Origin of the sequence: Ensifer sp., from assembly GCF_035999185.1 — a bacterium.
GTDB lineage: Bacteria > Pseudomonadota > Alphaproteobacteria > Rhizobiales > Rhizobiaceae > Ensifer.
Map to the genome: position 1 here is coordinate 38,488 of NZ_DASYHB010000109.1, position 14,309 is coordinate 52,796.

Annotated in this window: 15 protein-coding genes and 1 tRNA gene; 9 read left to right on the plus strand and 7 right to left on the minus strand. The window is 60.9% G+C overall.

Going from position 1 to position 14,309, the window contains the following annotated elements; translation table 11 throughout:
* Nucleotides 1–5: 5 nt before the first annotated feature.
* The gene (locus VGO04_RS12205; RefSeq protein ID WP_327496222.1) at nt 6–1,253 is read right to left on the minus strand and encodes a GGDEF domain-containing protein; all 1,248 of its coding nucleotides are present in this window, start codon (nt 1,251–1,253) and stop codon (nt 6–8) included.
* Nucleotides 1,254–1,486: 233 nt separating this feature from the next.
* Here VGO04_RS12205 and VGO04_RS12210 point away from each other — a divergent pair, with 233 nt between their 5' ends.
* The gene (locus VGO04_RS12210; protein ID WP_327496223.1) at nt 1,487–3,469 is read left to right on the plus strand and encodes a bifunctional 2',3'-cyclic-nucleotide 2'-phosphodiesterase/3'-nucleotidase; all 1,983 of its coding nucleotides are present in this window, start codon (nt 1,487–1,489) and stop codon (nt 3,467–3,469) included.
* Nucleotides 3,470–3,656: 187 nt separating this feature from the next.
* On the opposite strand, the gene VGO04_RS12215 is transcribed toward VGO04_RS12210, so the two are convergent.
* Entirely contained in the window at nt 3,657–3,977 is a 321-nt protein-coding gene (locus VGO04_RS12215) for an HlyU family transcriptional regulator (protein ID WP_327496224.1), read from the minus strand.
* Between the two features lie 75 nt (nt 3,978–4,052).
* Nucleotides 4,053–5,300, minus strand: coding sequence for a threonine ammonia-lyase (ilvA, locus tag VGO04_RS12220; protein WP_327496225.1), 1,248 nt, complete (start codon nt 5,298–5,300; stop codon nt 4,053–4,055).
* Between the two features lie 156 nt (nt 5,301–5,456).
* On the opposite strand from ilvA, the gene VGO04_RS12225 reads away from it, so the two are divergent.
* From VGO04_RS12225 to VGO04_RS12245, 5 genes are all read left to right on the plus strand, one after another.
* A complete protein-coding gene (locus VGO04_RS12225; RefSeq protein ID WP_327496226.1) occupies nt 5,457–6,911 on the plus strand; it encodes a TrkH family potassium uptake protein in 1,455 nt (484 codons plus the stop codon).
* Nucleotides 6,912–6,992: 81 nt separating this feature from the next.
* Nucleotides 6,993–7,583: a hypothetical protein gene (locus VGO04_RS12230; RefSeq protein ID WP_327496227.1), complete on the plus strand. Its 591-nt coding sequence runs from the start codon at nt 6,993–6,995 to the stop codon at nt 7,581–7,583.
* A 6-nt stretch (nt 7,584–7,589) separates the two neighbouring features.
* Nucleotides 7,590–8,294: an HAD family hydrolase gene (locus tag VGO04_RS12235; RefSeq protein WP_327496228.1), complete on the plus strand. Its 705-nt coding sequence runs from the start codon at nt 7,590–7,592 to the stop codon at nt 8,292–8,294.
* 122 nt (nt 8,295–8,416) lie between these two features.
* Nucleotides 8,417–8,665 (plus strand): hypothetical protein, encoded by a 249-nt coding sequence (locus VGO04_RS12240; RefSeq protein ID WP_327496229.1) that lies wholly within the window; start codon nt 8,417–8,419, stop codon nt 8,663–8,665.
* Nucleotides 8,666–8,734: 69 nt separating this feature from the next.
* Nucleotides 8,735–8,819, plus strand: a tRNA-Leu gene (locus tag VGO04_RS12245).
* 82 nt (nt 8,820–8,901) lie between these two features.
* On the opposite strand, the gene VGO04_RS12250 is transcribed toward VGO04_RS12245, so the two are convergent.
* The 3 genes from VGO04_RS12250 to wrbA all read right to left on the minus strand — a co-directional run bounded on the left by VGO04_RS12250 (nt 8,902) and on the right by wrbA (nt 10,482).
* Nucleotides 8,902–9,120: a hypothetical protein gene (locus VGO04_RS12250; protein ID WP_065373703.1), complete on the minus strand. Its 219-nt coding sequence runs from the start codon at nt 9,118–9,120 to the stop codon at nt 8,902–8,904.
* Between the two features lie 289 nt (nt 9,121–9,409).
* Nucleotides 9,410–9,652, minus strand: coding sequence for a DUF2188 domain-containing protein (locus VGO04_RS12255; protein ID WP_327496230.1), 243 nt, complete (start codon nt 9,650–9,652; stop codon nt 9,410–9,412).
* A gap of 230 nt (nt 9,653–9,882) precedes the next feature.
* Entirely contained in the window at nt 9,883–10,482 is a 600-nt protein-coding gene (gene wrbA / locus VGO04_RS12260; RefSeq protein WP_327496231.1) for an NAD(P)H:quinone oxidoreductase type IV, read from the minus strand.
* A gap of 166 nt (nt 10,483–10,648) precedes the next feature.
* Here wrbA and VGO04_RS12265 point away from each other — a divergent pair, with 166 nt between their 5' ends.
* Nucleotides 10,649–11,404: a competence/damage-inducible protein A gene (locus VGO04_RS12265; RefSeq protein WP_327496232.1), complete on the plus strand. Its 756-nt coding sequence runs from the start codon at nt 10,649–10,651 to the stop codon at nt 11,402–11,404.
* A 131-nt stretch (nt 11,405–11,535) separates the two neighbouring features.
* Nucleotides 11,536–12,033: a xanthine phosphoribosyltransferase gene (gene gpt / locus VGO04_RS12270; protein WP_327496233.1), complete on the plus strand. Its 498-nt coding sequence runs from the start codon at nt 11,536–11,538 to the stop codon at nt 12,031–12,033.
* Between the two features lie 92 nt (nt 12,034–12,125).
* Here the strand turns inward: gpt and VGO04_RS12275 are convergent, their stop codons facing one another.
* Entirely contained in the window at nt 12,126–13,601 is a 1,476-nt protein-coding gene (locus VGO04_RS12275) for an NAD(P)H-hydrate dehydratase (protein WP_327496234.1), read from the minus strand.
* Between the two features lie 333 nt (nt 13,602–13,934).
* Between VGO04_RS12275 and VGO04_RS12280 the strand changes: the two genes are divergently transcribed.
* Nucleotides 13,935–14,273 carry a P-II family nitrogen regulator gene (locus VGO04_RS12280; RefSeq protein WP_003528058.1) on the plus strand — a complete coding sequence of 113 codons (339 nt, stop codon included), beginning with the start codon at nt 13,935–13,937 and terminating at the stop codon, nt 14,271–14,273.
* Nucleotides 14,274–14,309 lie beyond the last annotated feature (36 nt).

Genomic DNA, 14,309 nt, shown 5'->3' on the forward strand with positions numbered 1-14,309 from the left:
TTCCGCTATCGGCCAACGACGCAGTTGCGACCACGACCCTTGGCGGCGTAGAGCCGCAAGTCGGCTCCAGACAGCAGGTCTTCGATGGCAGTGCCATCTTCCGGGGTCGACGAGAGACCGATGCTGGCCGTGACCGGTCGACCGTCCGGGGTCGAGACCTGGTCGGAGATTGCCATCCGGATTTCATCCGCACGCCGCAATGCGTCCCCGTGGATCATCGCCGGGCAAAGGATCACGAACTCCTCGCCACCATAGCGGTACAGCCGATCGACCGGACGCAGTTTCGATTTCACCGTTTCGACCAGACGCTGCAGGACACGATCACCCTCGAGGTGACCGAAGCGGTCGTTGACGCCCTTGAAGTGGTCGACGTCGATGATCATCAAAGTGACCGCGGCATTCTCACTACTCGCTGCGCGCAGCATCTGCGGTGCCTCGATTTCAAAGCGGCTGCGGTCGAGCGATCCGGTGAGCGTATCCTGCCCGGAGCGCGACAGCAGATCCTCGTAGCGCTCGCGGAACGTCAGCGTGTTGAAGATGTCGCCAAGCGGCCGGTCCGACATGGCAAGTGACGGATGGCGCGAGAGGTTGAGGTAAAGGCCGACTGCGACGGCATAGAACGGGGCCGCCAGCATCTTCGCCATCCAGCCGCCCCAGAACACTTCTGCCGGCGCCCCATTCCACCAGCGAAGCGCCAGATAGAAGGCGGCCTGGTCAAACGTCAAAACGGCAATGCCGCAGATCAGGAAACGGATCGTCGCGAATCGCCGCAGCCAACGTCCCAACCGCTCATAGAGCAGGATGATCATCAGCGAATCGAAGTAGAGGATCGTCGTACCCCACACCATCAGCCACCCCATCTCGTCGATGAAGGCGATGTCGGCGGAACGCTCGGCGACGATCGACACGGTGTCGTGTTGGCGCAGCAGCAGGCTGAGCGCCACGGTCAGGAAGTTGCCGGCGAGCAGGCCGTAGATCGGTTGGCGGACGGTTGCCGCATCCTCTTTCACATAGAGCAGCAGGATCATCATCAGCTTGCCGGAGAAGAGAACGGCCGAACCGGGTGAAATCACCCCGAAAGGCAGCTGCACGTAAAAGACGGCGGCCAGGTAGGTTTCGATGAAATGCATCACGCCGAGTGCCGCGACGAAGACGCCAAGGCCCAATCGCGCACGCAGATGCAGGAGCCCGATCATCGCCGTGACGTAGACCAGCGCCTCGCCGACGAAGAGAAGAAGGTTGGCGTTTGGCATGTGCTTGAAAAAGTTCCGTTTCCTGGCGCAGCGTTAACCAGGAAACTTAAAGAAAACTTTACCGCGAGCCGGCGGAAGCGCTGCAACGAAGTGCAAAAATCCGCCGCTTTCGAAAACCATCTCTTTCCGGCATAGTCGCCGCCAACCCACCGTGGTTCGCTTTCCAGCGAACAAAACTCCGGATTGTATTTACCCCCGGGATCGCCCCGGTTTCTTGATCAATGGAGGACAGCATGACATCGATGACACCCCCGCTTCACCTCACGCGCCGCTCGCTTCTGGCGGGGGCTGCGGCCACCTCGGCGCTTGTCATGTTGCATCCGTTCTCTGTTCACGCCGCAGCCAACCAGGCGCATCTGAGAATCATGGAAACCACGGACCTGCACGTCCATGTCTTTCCCTATGATTACTATGGTGACAAACCCAACGACACGGTAGGCCTCGCACGCACCGCCTCGATCATCGGCGCCATCCGCGCCGAAGCAACGAACTCAATTCTCGTCGACAATGGTGACTTCCTCCAGGGCAATCCGATGGGCGACTACATCGCCTATCAGCGCGGCATGAAGGACGGCGATGTTCACCCTGTTATCGCAGCCATGAACGTGCTCGGATACGATTGCGGCACGCTCGGCAATCATGAGTTCAATTACGGCCTGGACTTCATGTTCAAGGCGCTGAGCGGCGCCAACTTCCCGCTTGTCTGTGCCAACCTCACGAAGGGCGCGCTTGCCGCCAGCGCGCGCCAGGACGAGCTGTTCCTGAAGCCCTATGTCATTCTCGACCGCAAGGTGAAGGATGGCTCCGGCCAGGAACACGAGGTCCGCGTCGGCCTGATCGGGTTCGTGCCACCGCAGATCATGACCTGGGATGCCAAGCACCTCGAGGGCAAGGCCAATGCGCGCGACATCGTCAAGGCGGCCGAGGCCTGGGTCCCGCAGATGCGCGAGGAAGGCGCCGACATCGTCATCGCCCTTTCCCACTCCGGCATCGGCCAGCAGGCCTACGCCGAAAATCTCGAGAACGCCTCCGTACCGCTGGCTGCCATCGAAGGCATCGACGCGATCGTCACCGGTCACAGCCATCTCGATTTCCCCGGCCCGAAATTCAAGGATATCGCCGGTGTCGACAACGAGGCGGGGCTGATTTCCGGCAAGCCTGGCGTCATGGGCGGTTTCTGGGGCTCGCATCTCGGCCTGATCGACCTGCTTCTTGAACGCGAAGGCGGCGCCTGGCGCGTCGTCAGCTCGACCAGCGAAGCGCGGCCGATCTATCGTCGCGAGGAAAAGAAGGTGATCGCCGAGGTCGGTGACACGCCCCAGGTTCTCGCCGCCGCGCAGAAGGACCACGAAGCGACGCTTGCCTATGTGCGCACGCCGGTCGGCAAGACGAGCGCTCCGCTCTACTCCTATTTTGCCCTGGTCGCAGATGATCCCTCGGTGCAGATCGTCAGCCAGGCGCAGACCTGGTACATCAAGGACATGCTGAAGGAAACGGAGTACCGCGATCTGCCGGTGCTTTCGGCGGCAGCGCCCTTCAAGGCTGGCGGTCGCGGCGGCGCCGACTACTACACCGACGTTCCCGCCGGTGACATCGCGATCAAGAATGTCGCAGACCTCTATCTCTACCCGAACACCGTCCAGGCCGTGGTCATATCAGGCGAGCAGGTGCGCAACTGGCTGGAGATGTCGGCCGGCATCTTCAACGAGGTCAAGCCTGGCTCATCGGACGCGCCGCTGATCAACGGCGGCTTTCCGTCCTACAATTTCGACGTCATCGACGGCGTTACCTACCAGATCGATCTCTCCGTGCCGCCGAAGTTCGACAAGGACGGCAACACGATCAACGCATCCTCGAACCGCATCAAGAACCTGCAGTTCGACGGCAAGCCCATCGATCCGGCACAGAAATTCGTGGTTGCCACCAACAACTACCGGGCTGGCGGCGGCGGAAACTTCCCCGACGTCACTGCCGACAAAGTCGTGTTCGTCGCACCGGACACCAACCGCGATGTCGTCGTGCGCTACATCATCGACCAGGGCACGATCAACCCGTCGGCCGACGCCAACTGGACCTTCGTCCCGCTGGCAAACACGAGCGCAACCTTCGACAGCGGCCCGAAAGCGCGGCAATTCGTTGCGCAAGTGAAGGGTGTGGCGATCGAGGACGCCGGTGACGCTGCTGAAGGCTTCGCCCGTTTCCGGATCAAGCTTTGAGTTTCACGTCGATCTGGACCGGGCCGCGCGCTTGCGACGGCCCGGCCCATGAAGCCAGACGAACGGGAACTGCAGCCGGCCCGGCGGACGCCGGGACGGTGCCGTCAGCACACAGCGCGTTGATCCGCTGTGTCAGCAAAGTCCAGCAAACATCTGGAAAACTGGAAAATTAGCGACTGGCGACCAGTCAGACCTGACGCGACGGGGCGTCGTCGGAGAACAATGACGGCCCGGTCTGGTCGATGATCTGACGGCCCTTGCGAAGGGCGGCATCGACAGAATCCTGCTCGGACGTGAAGAGATCCGCGCGGATAAAGTTACGAACCTTGGTCACGCCTTCGGGCGAAACCTTCTCGATGCTGCCGGCCAGGCGAAACTGCGAGCCTTCACGCATCGGCGTGGCGCGGATGGTGCAGTCGGCATAGGCCTCCGCCTTCCCGGGCGCTGCTTGCGCCTGATCTTCGGAGGTGCCGCTACGGCCGAACAATTTCGAGAAAAACGATGCCATGTTCAAGACTTAGTCGCCGAGACCGGTGCTGTCAAAGCCTATCTGCCGATATTCAACGCAACGGGTTCATCAGCCCTAGATGATGAGGTTCGACAAAATCTCGTTCTCGGTGATGTCCTGGTAGCGCAGTCCGGCAGCGTCGAACCGTGCCTTCAGCAGCGGGAAGTTTGCCGCCTGCCTGGTCTCGATCCCGATCAGGATCGAGCCAAAGTTGCGCGCCGATTTCTTCAGATATTCGAAGCGTGAAATATCGTCTTCGTCACCGAGAAGATTGAGGAAGTCGCGAAGCGCGCCGGGCCGCTGTGCCATGCGCAGGATGAAGTACTTCTTGAGGCCGGCATGACGCATTGCGCGTTCCTTGACGTCCGGCAGGCGCTCGAAATCGAAATTGCCGCCGGAAACGACAGCGACGACGGTTTTGCCAATCAGGGCTTCGGGTGCCAGTTCCTCAAGGGCGGTGATCGACAGCGCTCCGGCCGGTTCCAGCACGACGCCCTCGACATTCAGCATGTCGATGATCGTCTGGCAGATCGCATTCTCCGACAGCAGCATCACCTGATCGGCGGAGAAGCGCCGGAGTGCCGCAAAATTCAGATCGCCGATCCGTCCAACGGCGGCACCGTCGACGAAATTGTCGACCTGATCGAGGGTTACGACGCTGCCGGTTTCAAGGCTCTCACGCAGGCTGGGTGCGCCGGCGGGTTCGCAGAAGATGAAATGATCCGCGGCAACCACGTCCTTGAGGTATCCCGTCACGCCGGCGGCAAGGCCGCCACCGCCAACCGGCAGAACAACAAGATCGGGCGTGACGCCATCTGGCAGTTGCCAGGCAATCTCGGCAGCCACACTTGCCTGTCCCTCGATAATGTCGGCGTGATCGAAGGGCGGAACCATGACGCCGCCGATCGCTTCGACGTGCTCGCGCGCTGCCTTGTAGCACTGGTCGAAGATGTCGCCGATGAGCTTGATGGTGATAAACTCGCCGCCGAACATGCGGGTCTTGTCGATCTTTTGCTGCGGGGTGGTCACGGGCATGAAGACGACGCCCTGCACGCCGAAGTGGCGGCAAACGAAGGCGAAACCCTGGGCATGGTTTCCAGCCGATGCGCAGACGAAGGTTTTGCCGGACGCGCCGGCTCCGATCGCCTTGCGGAAAAAGTTGAAAGCGCCACGGATCTTGTAGGAGCGAACGGGCGACAGGTCCTCGCGCTTGAGGTAAATGTTGGCGCCGTAGCGCGCGCTTAAGTGCTCGTTGAGCTGCAGCGGCGTCGGCGGGAAGATCTCCCGCAAGGCTTCGGTTGCGGTTTCAACATCGTGCTTCATTGTGCGCCGTCATCCATTGAAGTGGTCGATGGTCGTCGCTATTGCACATTGCAACGGGTGAAGCCATCGCTTTGACACGAATCGGGGCGCCGTGAACAATACGGCCGTACCCAATTCGGCCGGCACGCCCACAACACTTTCCGGGAAAACCAACGCTTGAACGCAACCCTGATCCGGCATGCTGTGCATATCTCAGCGATCCTCGGCATCTACCTCGCCTGTGCGATGCTGGTGCCGGCGATGGTCGACCTTTATTACGGTCACCCGGACTGGCAGATCTTTGCAGCCTCGTCCTTCCTGGTCGGCGGCTTGTCGCTTGCGACCTTCATGGCGACCCGCATGGGCCCTCCGCCGTTCTCGAAGAAGTTCGGCTTTGTCCTCGTCAACATGCTTTGGGCCGTCTTCTCCGTCGTTGGCGCAATTCCTCTGTGGCTATCTTCACTCAAGCTCGGTTTTGCCCAGGCGCTGTTTGAATCCGTATCGGCGATCACCACGACCGGTGCGACCGTGATCGTCGGCCTTGACGATGCGCCGCCGGGGCTGCTTGTCTGGCGCTCGCTTCTGTGCTGGCTCGGCGGTATCGGCATCGTCGTGCTCGGCCTCTTCATCATCCCGTATCTCAGGGTCGGCGGCATGTCGTTCTTCAAGATGGAGTCGTCCGACACCAGCGACAAGCCTTTTGCCCGGCTCGCCAGCTTCAGCCGCGCCTTCCTCGCCGTCTATGTCACCATCACGCTTCTGTGCACGATCGGCTATTTCCTGACCGGCATGAACCGCTTCGACGCGATCAACCATGCGATGTCGACGGTCGCGACCGGTGGATTTTCCACTCATGACGCATCCTTCGGCTATTTCGGCAGTATCCCGCTCTTGTGGACCGCCACCTTCTTCATGGCGCTTTGCAGCCTGCCCTTCTCGATCCTGATCGTGCTGGTCGCGCGCGGCAGGCTCGACGCGCTGCGCGATCCTCAGATCCTCGTTTTCCTCGGCTATCTCTCGGCATTTTCGATCGCCGTCGCCGTCTACCACCGGCTTGTCAACGGCGTGGAATTCCATCTGGCGCTGGCGCATTCCTTCTTCAACATCACCTCGATCCTGTCGACCAGCGGCTATGCGAGCCAGGATTACACGCTTTGGGGGCCGTTCGTGGTGGTGGCCGCCTTTGTCGCGACCTTCATGGGCGGCTGCTCCGGTTCGACCGCCGGCGGCATCAAGGCCTATCGCTTCATCGTGCTGTTCAACGCCATCCGCTCCGGGCTCAACAAGCTCGTCTATCCCAACGCGATCTATGCGGTGCGTTATGGCAGGAACACAGTGGATGCCGACACACAGCGCGCCATCTTCCTGTTCTTCATCACCTACATCCTGTTGTGGGTCTTGGGCAGTCTCGCCATGGGCGCGCTCGGCTATGATCTCGTCACCGCCACCTCGGCCGTCATCACGTGCCTTTCCAACGTCGGCCCAGGCCTCGGCAACATTATCGGCCCCGCCGGGAACTTCTCGACGCTTCAGGATCCGGAACTTTACCTTCTCTCGCTCATGATGCTGCTCGGTCGTCTGGAAGTCCTGACGGTACTGGTGATTTTGACGCCGGTCTTCTGGAAGCATTGACCATTTGCGCGCCAGCCCTATCGTCTTGACTCGATGCGGCAAATGCCGACAGTCGGTCGAGATGGGCGATGGGGGAACGTCATGGTGAAACATCTGCTTCTTCTGGCGGCGCTGGCCGCCGCCGCAACGCTGGCTGCAAGTCCCGGCACCCGTGCCGGGCCGCTGGTCGATGCGGCGGCAGAGGCCGAGAAGCTCGCTTCATCCGGCGATGCGGCGAAGGCCCATGACCTCCTGCGTCAGGCAATGAGCGATTTCTCGCAGACGCTGCCCTTTGCGATCGGCAAGGCGGTGTTCGTCTCCAGTCCTCCGACCGGCTATGCCATGTATCAGCCGCGCGACGGGCTTGTGTTCAAATCGGGAGAGTCGCTGATCTCCTACATCGAGCCGATCGGCCTCAGCTGGAAGGATGCGGCAACAAGGGGCAAACTCGAGAGCCACTTCACCGTCGACTTCGATATCCTCAACCCGAAGGGCGACGTTCTTGCCGGACAGAAGGCATTCGGTGATTTCACATTCACCGGCTACCTCAGAAACCAGGAAATCTATGCGACGCTGACGATCGATGTTTCCGGGGCGCCTGCCGGCGACTATGTGCTGCGCTTCCATTTCAACGATATCAACAGTGGCAAGAGCGCCAGCGTTGATCAACCTTTCAAGATTGCCGGACCGTAAGAGACCATGCCCCATTCCGTGACGACGATCGGCTTCGACGCCGACGATACGCTTTGGCAGAACGAGCAGTTCTTCCGCCTGACAGAGGCACGTTTTGCCGAACTCCTCAGCCCGCATACCGATACCGAGCATCTGTCCGACCGGCTTCTTGCAGCCGAGAAGCGCAACCTCGGGCTCTATGGTTTCGGTATCAAGGGTTTCGTCCTGTCGATGGTTGAGACCGCCGTTGACGTAACCGAGGGCAAGGTCCCCTCCTCCGTCATCGCCGAAATCCTGGCGGCCGGCCGCGACATGCTCGTCCACCCCGTCGAGCCGTTGCCGCATGTCAAGGAAACCCTCGCTGCACTCCACGGCCAGTTCCGCCTGGTCATGATCACCAAGGGCGACCTTTTCGATCAGGAGCGCAAACTCGCCGCTTCCGGCCTTGGCGACTATTTCAATGCCGTCGAGATCGTCAGCGACAAGAATGCCGGCACCTACGAGCGCATCTTCAAGCGTCACGGTGACGGCGCCGCCAAAAGCCTGATGGTCGGCAATTCCTTGAAATCGGACATCGTTCCAGCACTCGATGCAGGGAGCTGGGGGGTCTATGTCCCGCATGCGCTCACCTGGTCCTTCGAGCATCACGACAAGCCGGAGACCCATCCGAGGTTTCGCGAGATCGAGGATCTCGGCGGGCTGAGCGTCGTCCTGGAACGACTGACCCCTTAAGCTGCAAAGCCGGCAACAAATGCCTGAGCGATCGACAATCACAGGCTGAAACATTAGCTACCGCAAGCGAACCACCCTACTTCCCACAATTGGTTTCAGTTGGGGGAAGAGCGTTCGCGCAATTGTTTGGTGCAGTGATCGTGATGGTGCTGGTAGGCACGTTGATTGGGTGGCTATTGCGAAAAGTCTCGGCATTGAGCGTCTTCACGTCGCGCCTGGCGGGATTGGCTGTGCTGGTGGTCGCGGCGCCCGCGTTCTACTCGTTCAATTCAGGGAGCCCTTTTGCCGAGGCCTTCGTCACTTACGGCCTTGGGGCGCTGATTGCGGCTGGCGTCTTCTACTTTCTCAAGTCGCGTCAACAACGCGCTTGAGCGTTCTCCACCCTCGAAGCGCTCCCTTGCCCTTGACTGTTCCCGTCGAGTGTTTGATCTAGGGATCATGCGGGCGTGGCGAAACTGGTAGACGCAAGAGACTTAAAATCTCTCGGCCTTGGCTGTGCGGGTTCGATCCCCGCCGCCCGCACCAGACACCGGACTTTCAGACATATTTTTCGGCATAGCCAACCACTCGCGGTGGCCGCGAGAGGTTTTCTCTGGGGCACGCCCGTTCAGTTGTTGTAATAGTAGCAGTCACACTCGGCGCGATAGGCATCATCATGCCAGACGCGAACGGCGAGTTTCGTCGCGCATCCCTGATTTTCCAGCCTGAGGCCGAGAAGCGAGACCGCTGCCGCCTTGGAATTCGGGGCGTCCACCTCGATTGCCGATCCGACCTGGTGGACACCCTGCCGCGGGGTCCAGGTGAAGATCTGAACGCTGTAGTGCATCGATTACCCTCCATGGAGAAGATTGTGTGCACGCGTTGCCGCTCAAGAACGCCGGAGCAAGCCGCTCGCAAGCGGAACAACCGGTAGCGGAAAGATGGTCCAGAGTGTCCTGCCTTCGCGTGGAACCACCGGAGGCAGAAAGATGCCCTAGAGCCAGATCGTCAGAGCGCTCTTTGTGTGTTCATGTGAACGCACGACGCTCCAAACTCACGTTCTGAAGCGCCTTTATTGCGTTCCTGCGAACGCGCGGCGCTCTCGTGTTCGCAATGAGCCAGTCGTTACAGGCTCTTCAACCGTCGTCCACGGTTGCCTCAGGTCGATCGCCGCCATCTGTGTGCTCGAAGTGCCAGTGGCCTTCTTCGTCCTGAAAACTGATATCTTCGTCGTCGCCACCGACCTGTTGCTCGGCGGCGACGGCCTTGGCAGCGGCAAGCGCCATTTCGCGGCTGGGAAAGGGTTCCGAATAGGCGTCGGCGGCCTTGTAGGCCCAGCCTCCGTCATGAGGAACGATGGAGTAAGTAATCCGCGCCATGTTTCTCTCCCGATAGCCCGAAGACGCTACGGTCCCCGGTGGGCCGTTGCCGCACGACCCTGAATTTCCTCCTCGTCAGTGGCATGCTCATGCCGAACGCGGCGGATATTACCACAAGTGTGGTACGGATTGCCACATTCGCGAATCACCCGGAAAGGCTAAGCGGCTTACAAGAAAGGCGGCCCCTTCCGGCGCCGCCTAACCACATGATTCGACTGATTTCAGTCTGATCAGACCGCGAGCTTCGCGGCAATTTTGGCCACGTGTGCGCCCTGGAAACGTGCTGCTTCAAGTTCGACCTCGGAGGGCTGGCGCGAACCGTCGCCGCCGGTGATCGTCGAAGCGCCATAGGGCGAGCCGCCCTTGATCTCGTCAACGCCCATCTGCCCCTGGAAGGCATAGGGAAGACCGACGACGACCATACCGTGGTGCATCAGTGTCGGAATGAAGCCGAGGATGGTCGATTCCTGACCGCCGTGCTGGGTGGCCGATGACGTGAAGACCGAGCCTACCTTGCCAACGAGCTTGCCCTTCATCCACAGGCTGCCGGTCTGGTCGATGAAATTGCGCATCTGCGAGGCAACGGTTCCGTAGCGCGTGCCCGCGCCGAAGATGATGGCGTCATATTCGCCCAGTTCTTCCACGTTGGCGATCGGCGCTGCCTGGTCCAGCTTGAAGTGAGACGCCTTGGCAACCTCATCCGGCACCAGTTCGGGAACGCGCTTCACGTCGACCTCCGCCCCCACCGACTTCGCGCCTTCAGCCACGGCGTAGGCCATGGTTTCGACGTGTCCGTATGCCGAATAGTAGAGAACGAGAACCTTGGCCATAAATTGCTCCTTTGGATACAAGCGATCCCACTTGATCACTGCTGCAAGGAAGATTTATCAAATTGCAGCCGGCTGCCAGGAGTGAGCAGGGAAACAGACTGTTCTCTCATCTCGAACAATAAACACTTACTGTTAAATGATTATCTTAAACAACCAGGATATCCCGATGAGCAGCACAAAAGTTGTCACTGCCGCCATGGTCGCCATTGGCGACGAACTTCTGTCGGGCCGGACCAAGGACAAGAACATCGGCCACCTCGCCGATATGATGACCATGGTCGGAATTGACCTCAAGGAAGTGCGGATCGTCGCCGACGACGAGGCCGCAATCGTCGAGGCCATCAACGCGGTGCGCAGCCGGTACGACTATGTGTTCACCTCCGGCGGCATCGGCCCGACGCACGACGACATTACAGCCGACGCGGTTTCGCGTGCTTTCGGCGTCGAATGCATCTACGAGCCGGAGGCGATGGCGCTGCTCGGTGCCATGTACGAGCGACGCGGCATGGAATTTACCGATGCGCGCAAGCGCATGGCGCGCATGCCGCTGGGCGCACGCCACATTCCCAACCCGGTTTCGACGGCGCCGGGCTTTGCGATCGGCAACGTGCACGTCATGGCCGGCGTACCGCAGGTGTTCCAGGCGATGCTCGACGCGCTGCTGCCGGGCCTACAGGTCGGCTCTCCCTTGCTTGCCCGGACCGTGCGCTCGCCCTTCGGCGAAGGCGACATCGGCAGCCCGCTGACGGAGGTGCAGAAGAACCATCCGGAGACGAGCATCGGCTCCTACCCGAAATTCGACGGCAAGCATTTCTCGACCGATATTGTCGTTCGAGCCCGTGACACAGAGGCGCTGGAGGCGGCGGAAGCCGCAGTCCAGGCGATGATCCAGGCAATCGCCGATGCGCGCGCGAAGGGATAGACACGAGGCCCTTGCACTTTTGGCCTCAATGCCGTTATTGCATGTCGGCAAATCAGGATGACGCGTTTCCGCCTGCCCGATCTGCCGGACGCTTCGCCTTACCCTCGTTCAGACAAGCCGGAGCCTACCCCATGTCGCTGCCCGATAAAGCCTTCCCCGTTTCCTGGGACCAGTTCCACCGTGATTGCCGCGCACTCGCATGGCGGCTTGCCGACAACGGCCAGGAATGGCGTGCGATGGTCTGCATCACCCGTGGCGGCCTGGTTCCGGCTGCCATCATCTGTCGCGAACTCAACATCCGGATGATCGAAACCGTCTGCGTCGCGTCCTATCACGACTATGACTCTCAGGGTCAGATGAAGGTGCTGAAGGGCATTACGCCGGAGATCGCCGAGAATGGCGGCGAAGGCGTACTGATCGTCGACGACCTGACCGACACCGGCAAGACCGCCGCCGAAGTGCGCGCCATGCTGCCGAAGGCACATTTCGCCGCCGTCTACGCCAAGCCGAAGGGCCGGCCGCTGGTCGATACTTTCGTTACCGAAGTCAGCCAGGACACCTGGATCTACTTCCCCTGGGATATGGGCTTTACCTACCAGGAGCCGATCGCCAAGGGCACCCGCGGCTAAGGGCCAAGTTCCTCCGACGATTGTGCAGAGATGTGGCCGCCCCTCCCGTGGCGGCCGCTTGTTTTTCTGCCGCGGTCAATCGCGTGGCCAAGTCAGGCGAGTGGAGAAATGGCGCCGATCAGCGTCTCGGCGGTCAACCCCTGCCCCGCCCTGTTGCCTGCCGCTCCATGCCGCCAGACCGCGGCTGCGGCCGCCTCAAAGGCCGGCATGCCCTGAGCCAAATGTGCGCCGGTGATGCCGGCAAGCACATCTCCCGAACCAGCGGTTGCCAGCCATGGCGGGGCGTTGCCATTGACGACCACCCGCCCGTCCGGAGCGGCGATCACCGTATCGGCTCCCTTGTAGACGATAACCGCATGGCTGAGACGGGCGGCGCTTTGCGCCTTCTCGATCTTGGAAAGCGCGTGATCGCCGGCGATGTCGGGAAACAGGCGCGCGAACTCACCCTCGTGCGGTGTCATGACCATCCGCCCTCCGCGGCTCGCGAGCGCCGAGAAGAGCGCATCGCGGTTCTCCTGGAACGAGGTGATGCCATCGGCATCGAGCACCAGCGCGCGGTCGCACAGAGCAAGCGCAAAGTCCCTCGTTCTCTTGCCGATGCCGAAGCCAGGTCCAAGGACGAAGCTGCCAAGGCGGCGGTCCCGCAGCCATTTCTCCAGATCGCGCTTGCCGTCCACCTCCTTGACCATCACCGCGGTCAAGTGAGACGCGTTGATGCCGAGCGCCGCCTTGCCGGATGCCACCGTGACCAGACCGGCGCCCGCCGCAAGGCCGGCTGCGGCAGCCAGGCGCGCCGCGCCCGTGCCCTGCCGATCGCCTGAAAACACAACGAGGTGTCCCCGCGTGAACTTGTAAGTCGAGAGCGTGAGTTCGCCTCCAAACCCTGACCAAGCCGACGGAGCGTTAAGCCGGAAAGAACCGGCGCCCGCCATGACAATGCGCGCGGGGATACCGATGTCGAAGACCTCGAGCGTGCCGCAGAAGGAACGACCGGGCAGAAGCCAATGGCCGGGTTTCGGCGCCATGAAGGTCACCGTGTGGCAGGCCGCAAAGGCGGCGCCGCGGACCTCTCCGGTGCGCCCGTCTATACCTGTCGGCAGATCGACTGCGATGACCGGAAGTCCACGATCGTTGACCGTATCGATGACGCGGATGACGTCGTCGGGCAGCGCGCGCGATAGACCCGCACCGAAGAGAGCGTCGACAACGACATCGCCTGGAGCAGGCTCGAAGAGACCAAGCGGCGTCACCGCTTCGGGCCACAGCGACCGGGCCCGCGCCGCATCCCCCCGCAGTGTCGCGGGATCGCCGTGCGCAAAGAGAGCGACCGTGGCGCCGCCCTGCCTGAGCGCAGCCGCCGCGACATAGCCGTCGCCACCATTGTTGCCGGGACCGCAAAGCACGACGAAACGGTTGGCCTGCGGAAAGAGACGCATGGCGGCGGCTGCAACCGCCATTCCGGCGCTCCGCATCAGCATGAAGCTGTCGATGCCGGATTGTGCAGCAGCCCGGTCTATTGCTGCCATTTCTGCCGGGGTGACCAACAGGTGATGAAGTTTGGAGCGCATACCTCAGACTTATCCATGTCTGACAGCGTGAGGCAAGCGCCGGCAACATGATCATATTTTATGCATTTGCCTATAATTGTTGCTCAAATAACGAGCGCAAACTGCGAACCGGCAGTAGGCAAGGAGGAAGATCGGGCATCTTTCGATCGAAAATCATAAAAATTAGGCAGACTGCCCGACACCAAGGGCATGGAAATCCAGTGACCGGTGCGCCCGCAGCAATTTTTTTGTCATTTCGACAGATTTTCGCAGAAAAACTGGCATGCAACGTGCATATTCAGGGCGAGCGGGCATGATCCTGCTTTAAAGGGAGAAGCGGAGAGACATTTTCTCATGAAAAAGATCGAAGCGATCATTAAGCCCTTCAAGCTCGACGAAGTGAAGGAAGCCCTTCAGGAAGTCGGTCTGCAGGGCATCACCGTCACGGAAGCCAAGGGCTTCGGGCGGCAGAAGGGTCACACGGAGCTGTATCGCGGCGCCGAATATGTGGTGGACTTCCTGCCGAAGGTTAAGGTCGAAGTCGTGCTGGCGGATGAAAACGCGGAGGCCGTTATCGAGGCAATCCGCAACGCCGCACAAACCGGCCGCATTGGTGACGGAAAGATTTTCGTTTCCAATGTGGAAGAAGTCATCCGCATTCGCACGGGCGAAACGGGCCTCGACGCCATCTGATATCACGGGCCGTCCGGCCCGGTTTCTTTTCAAACC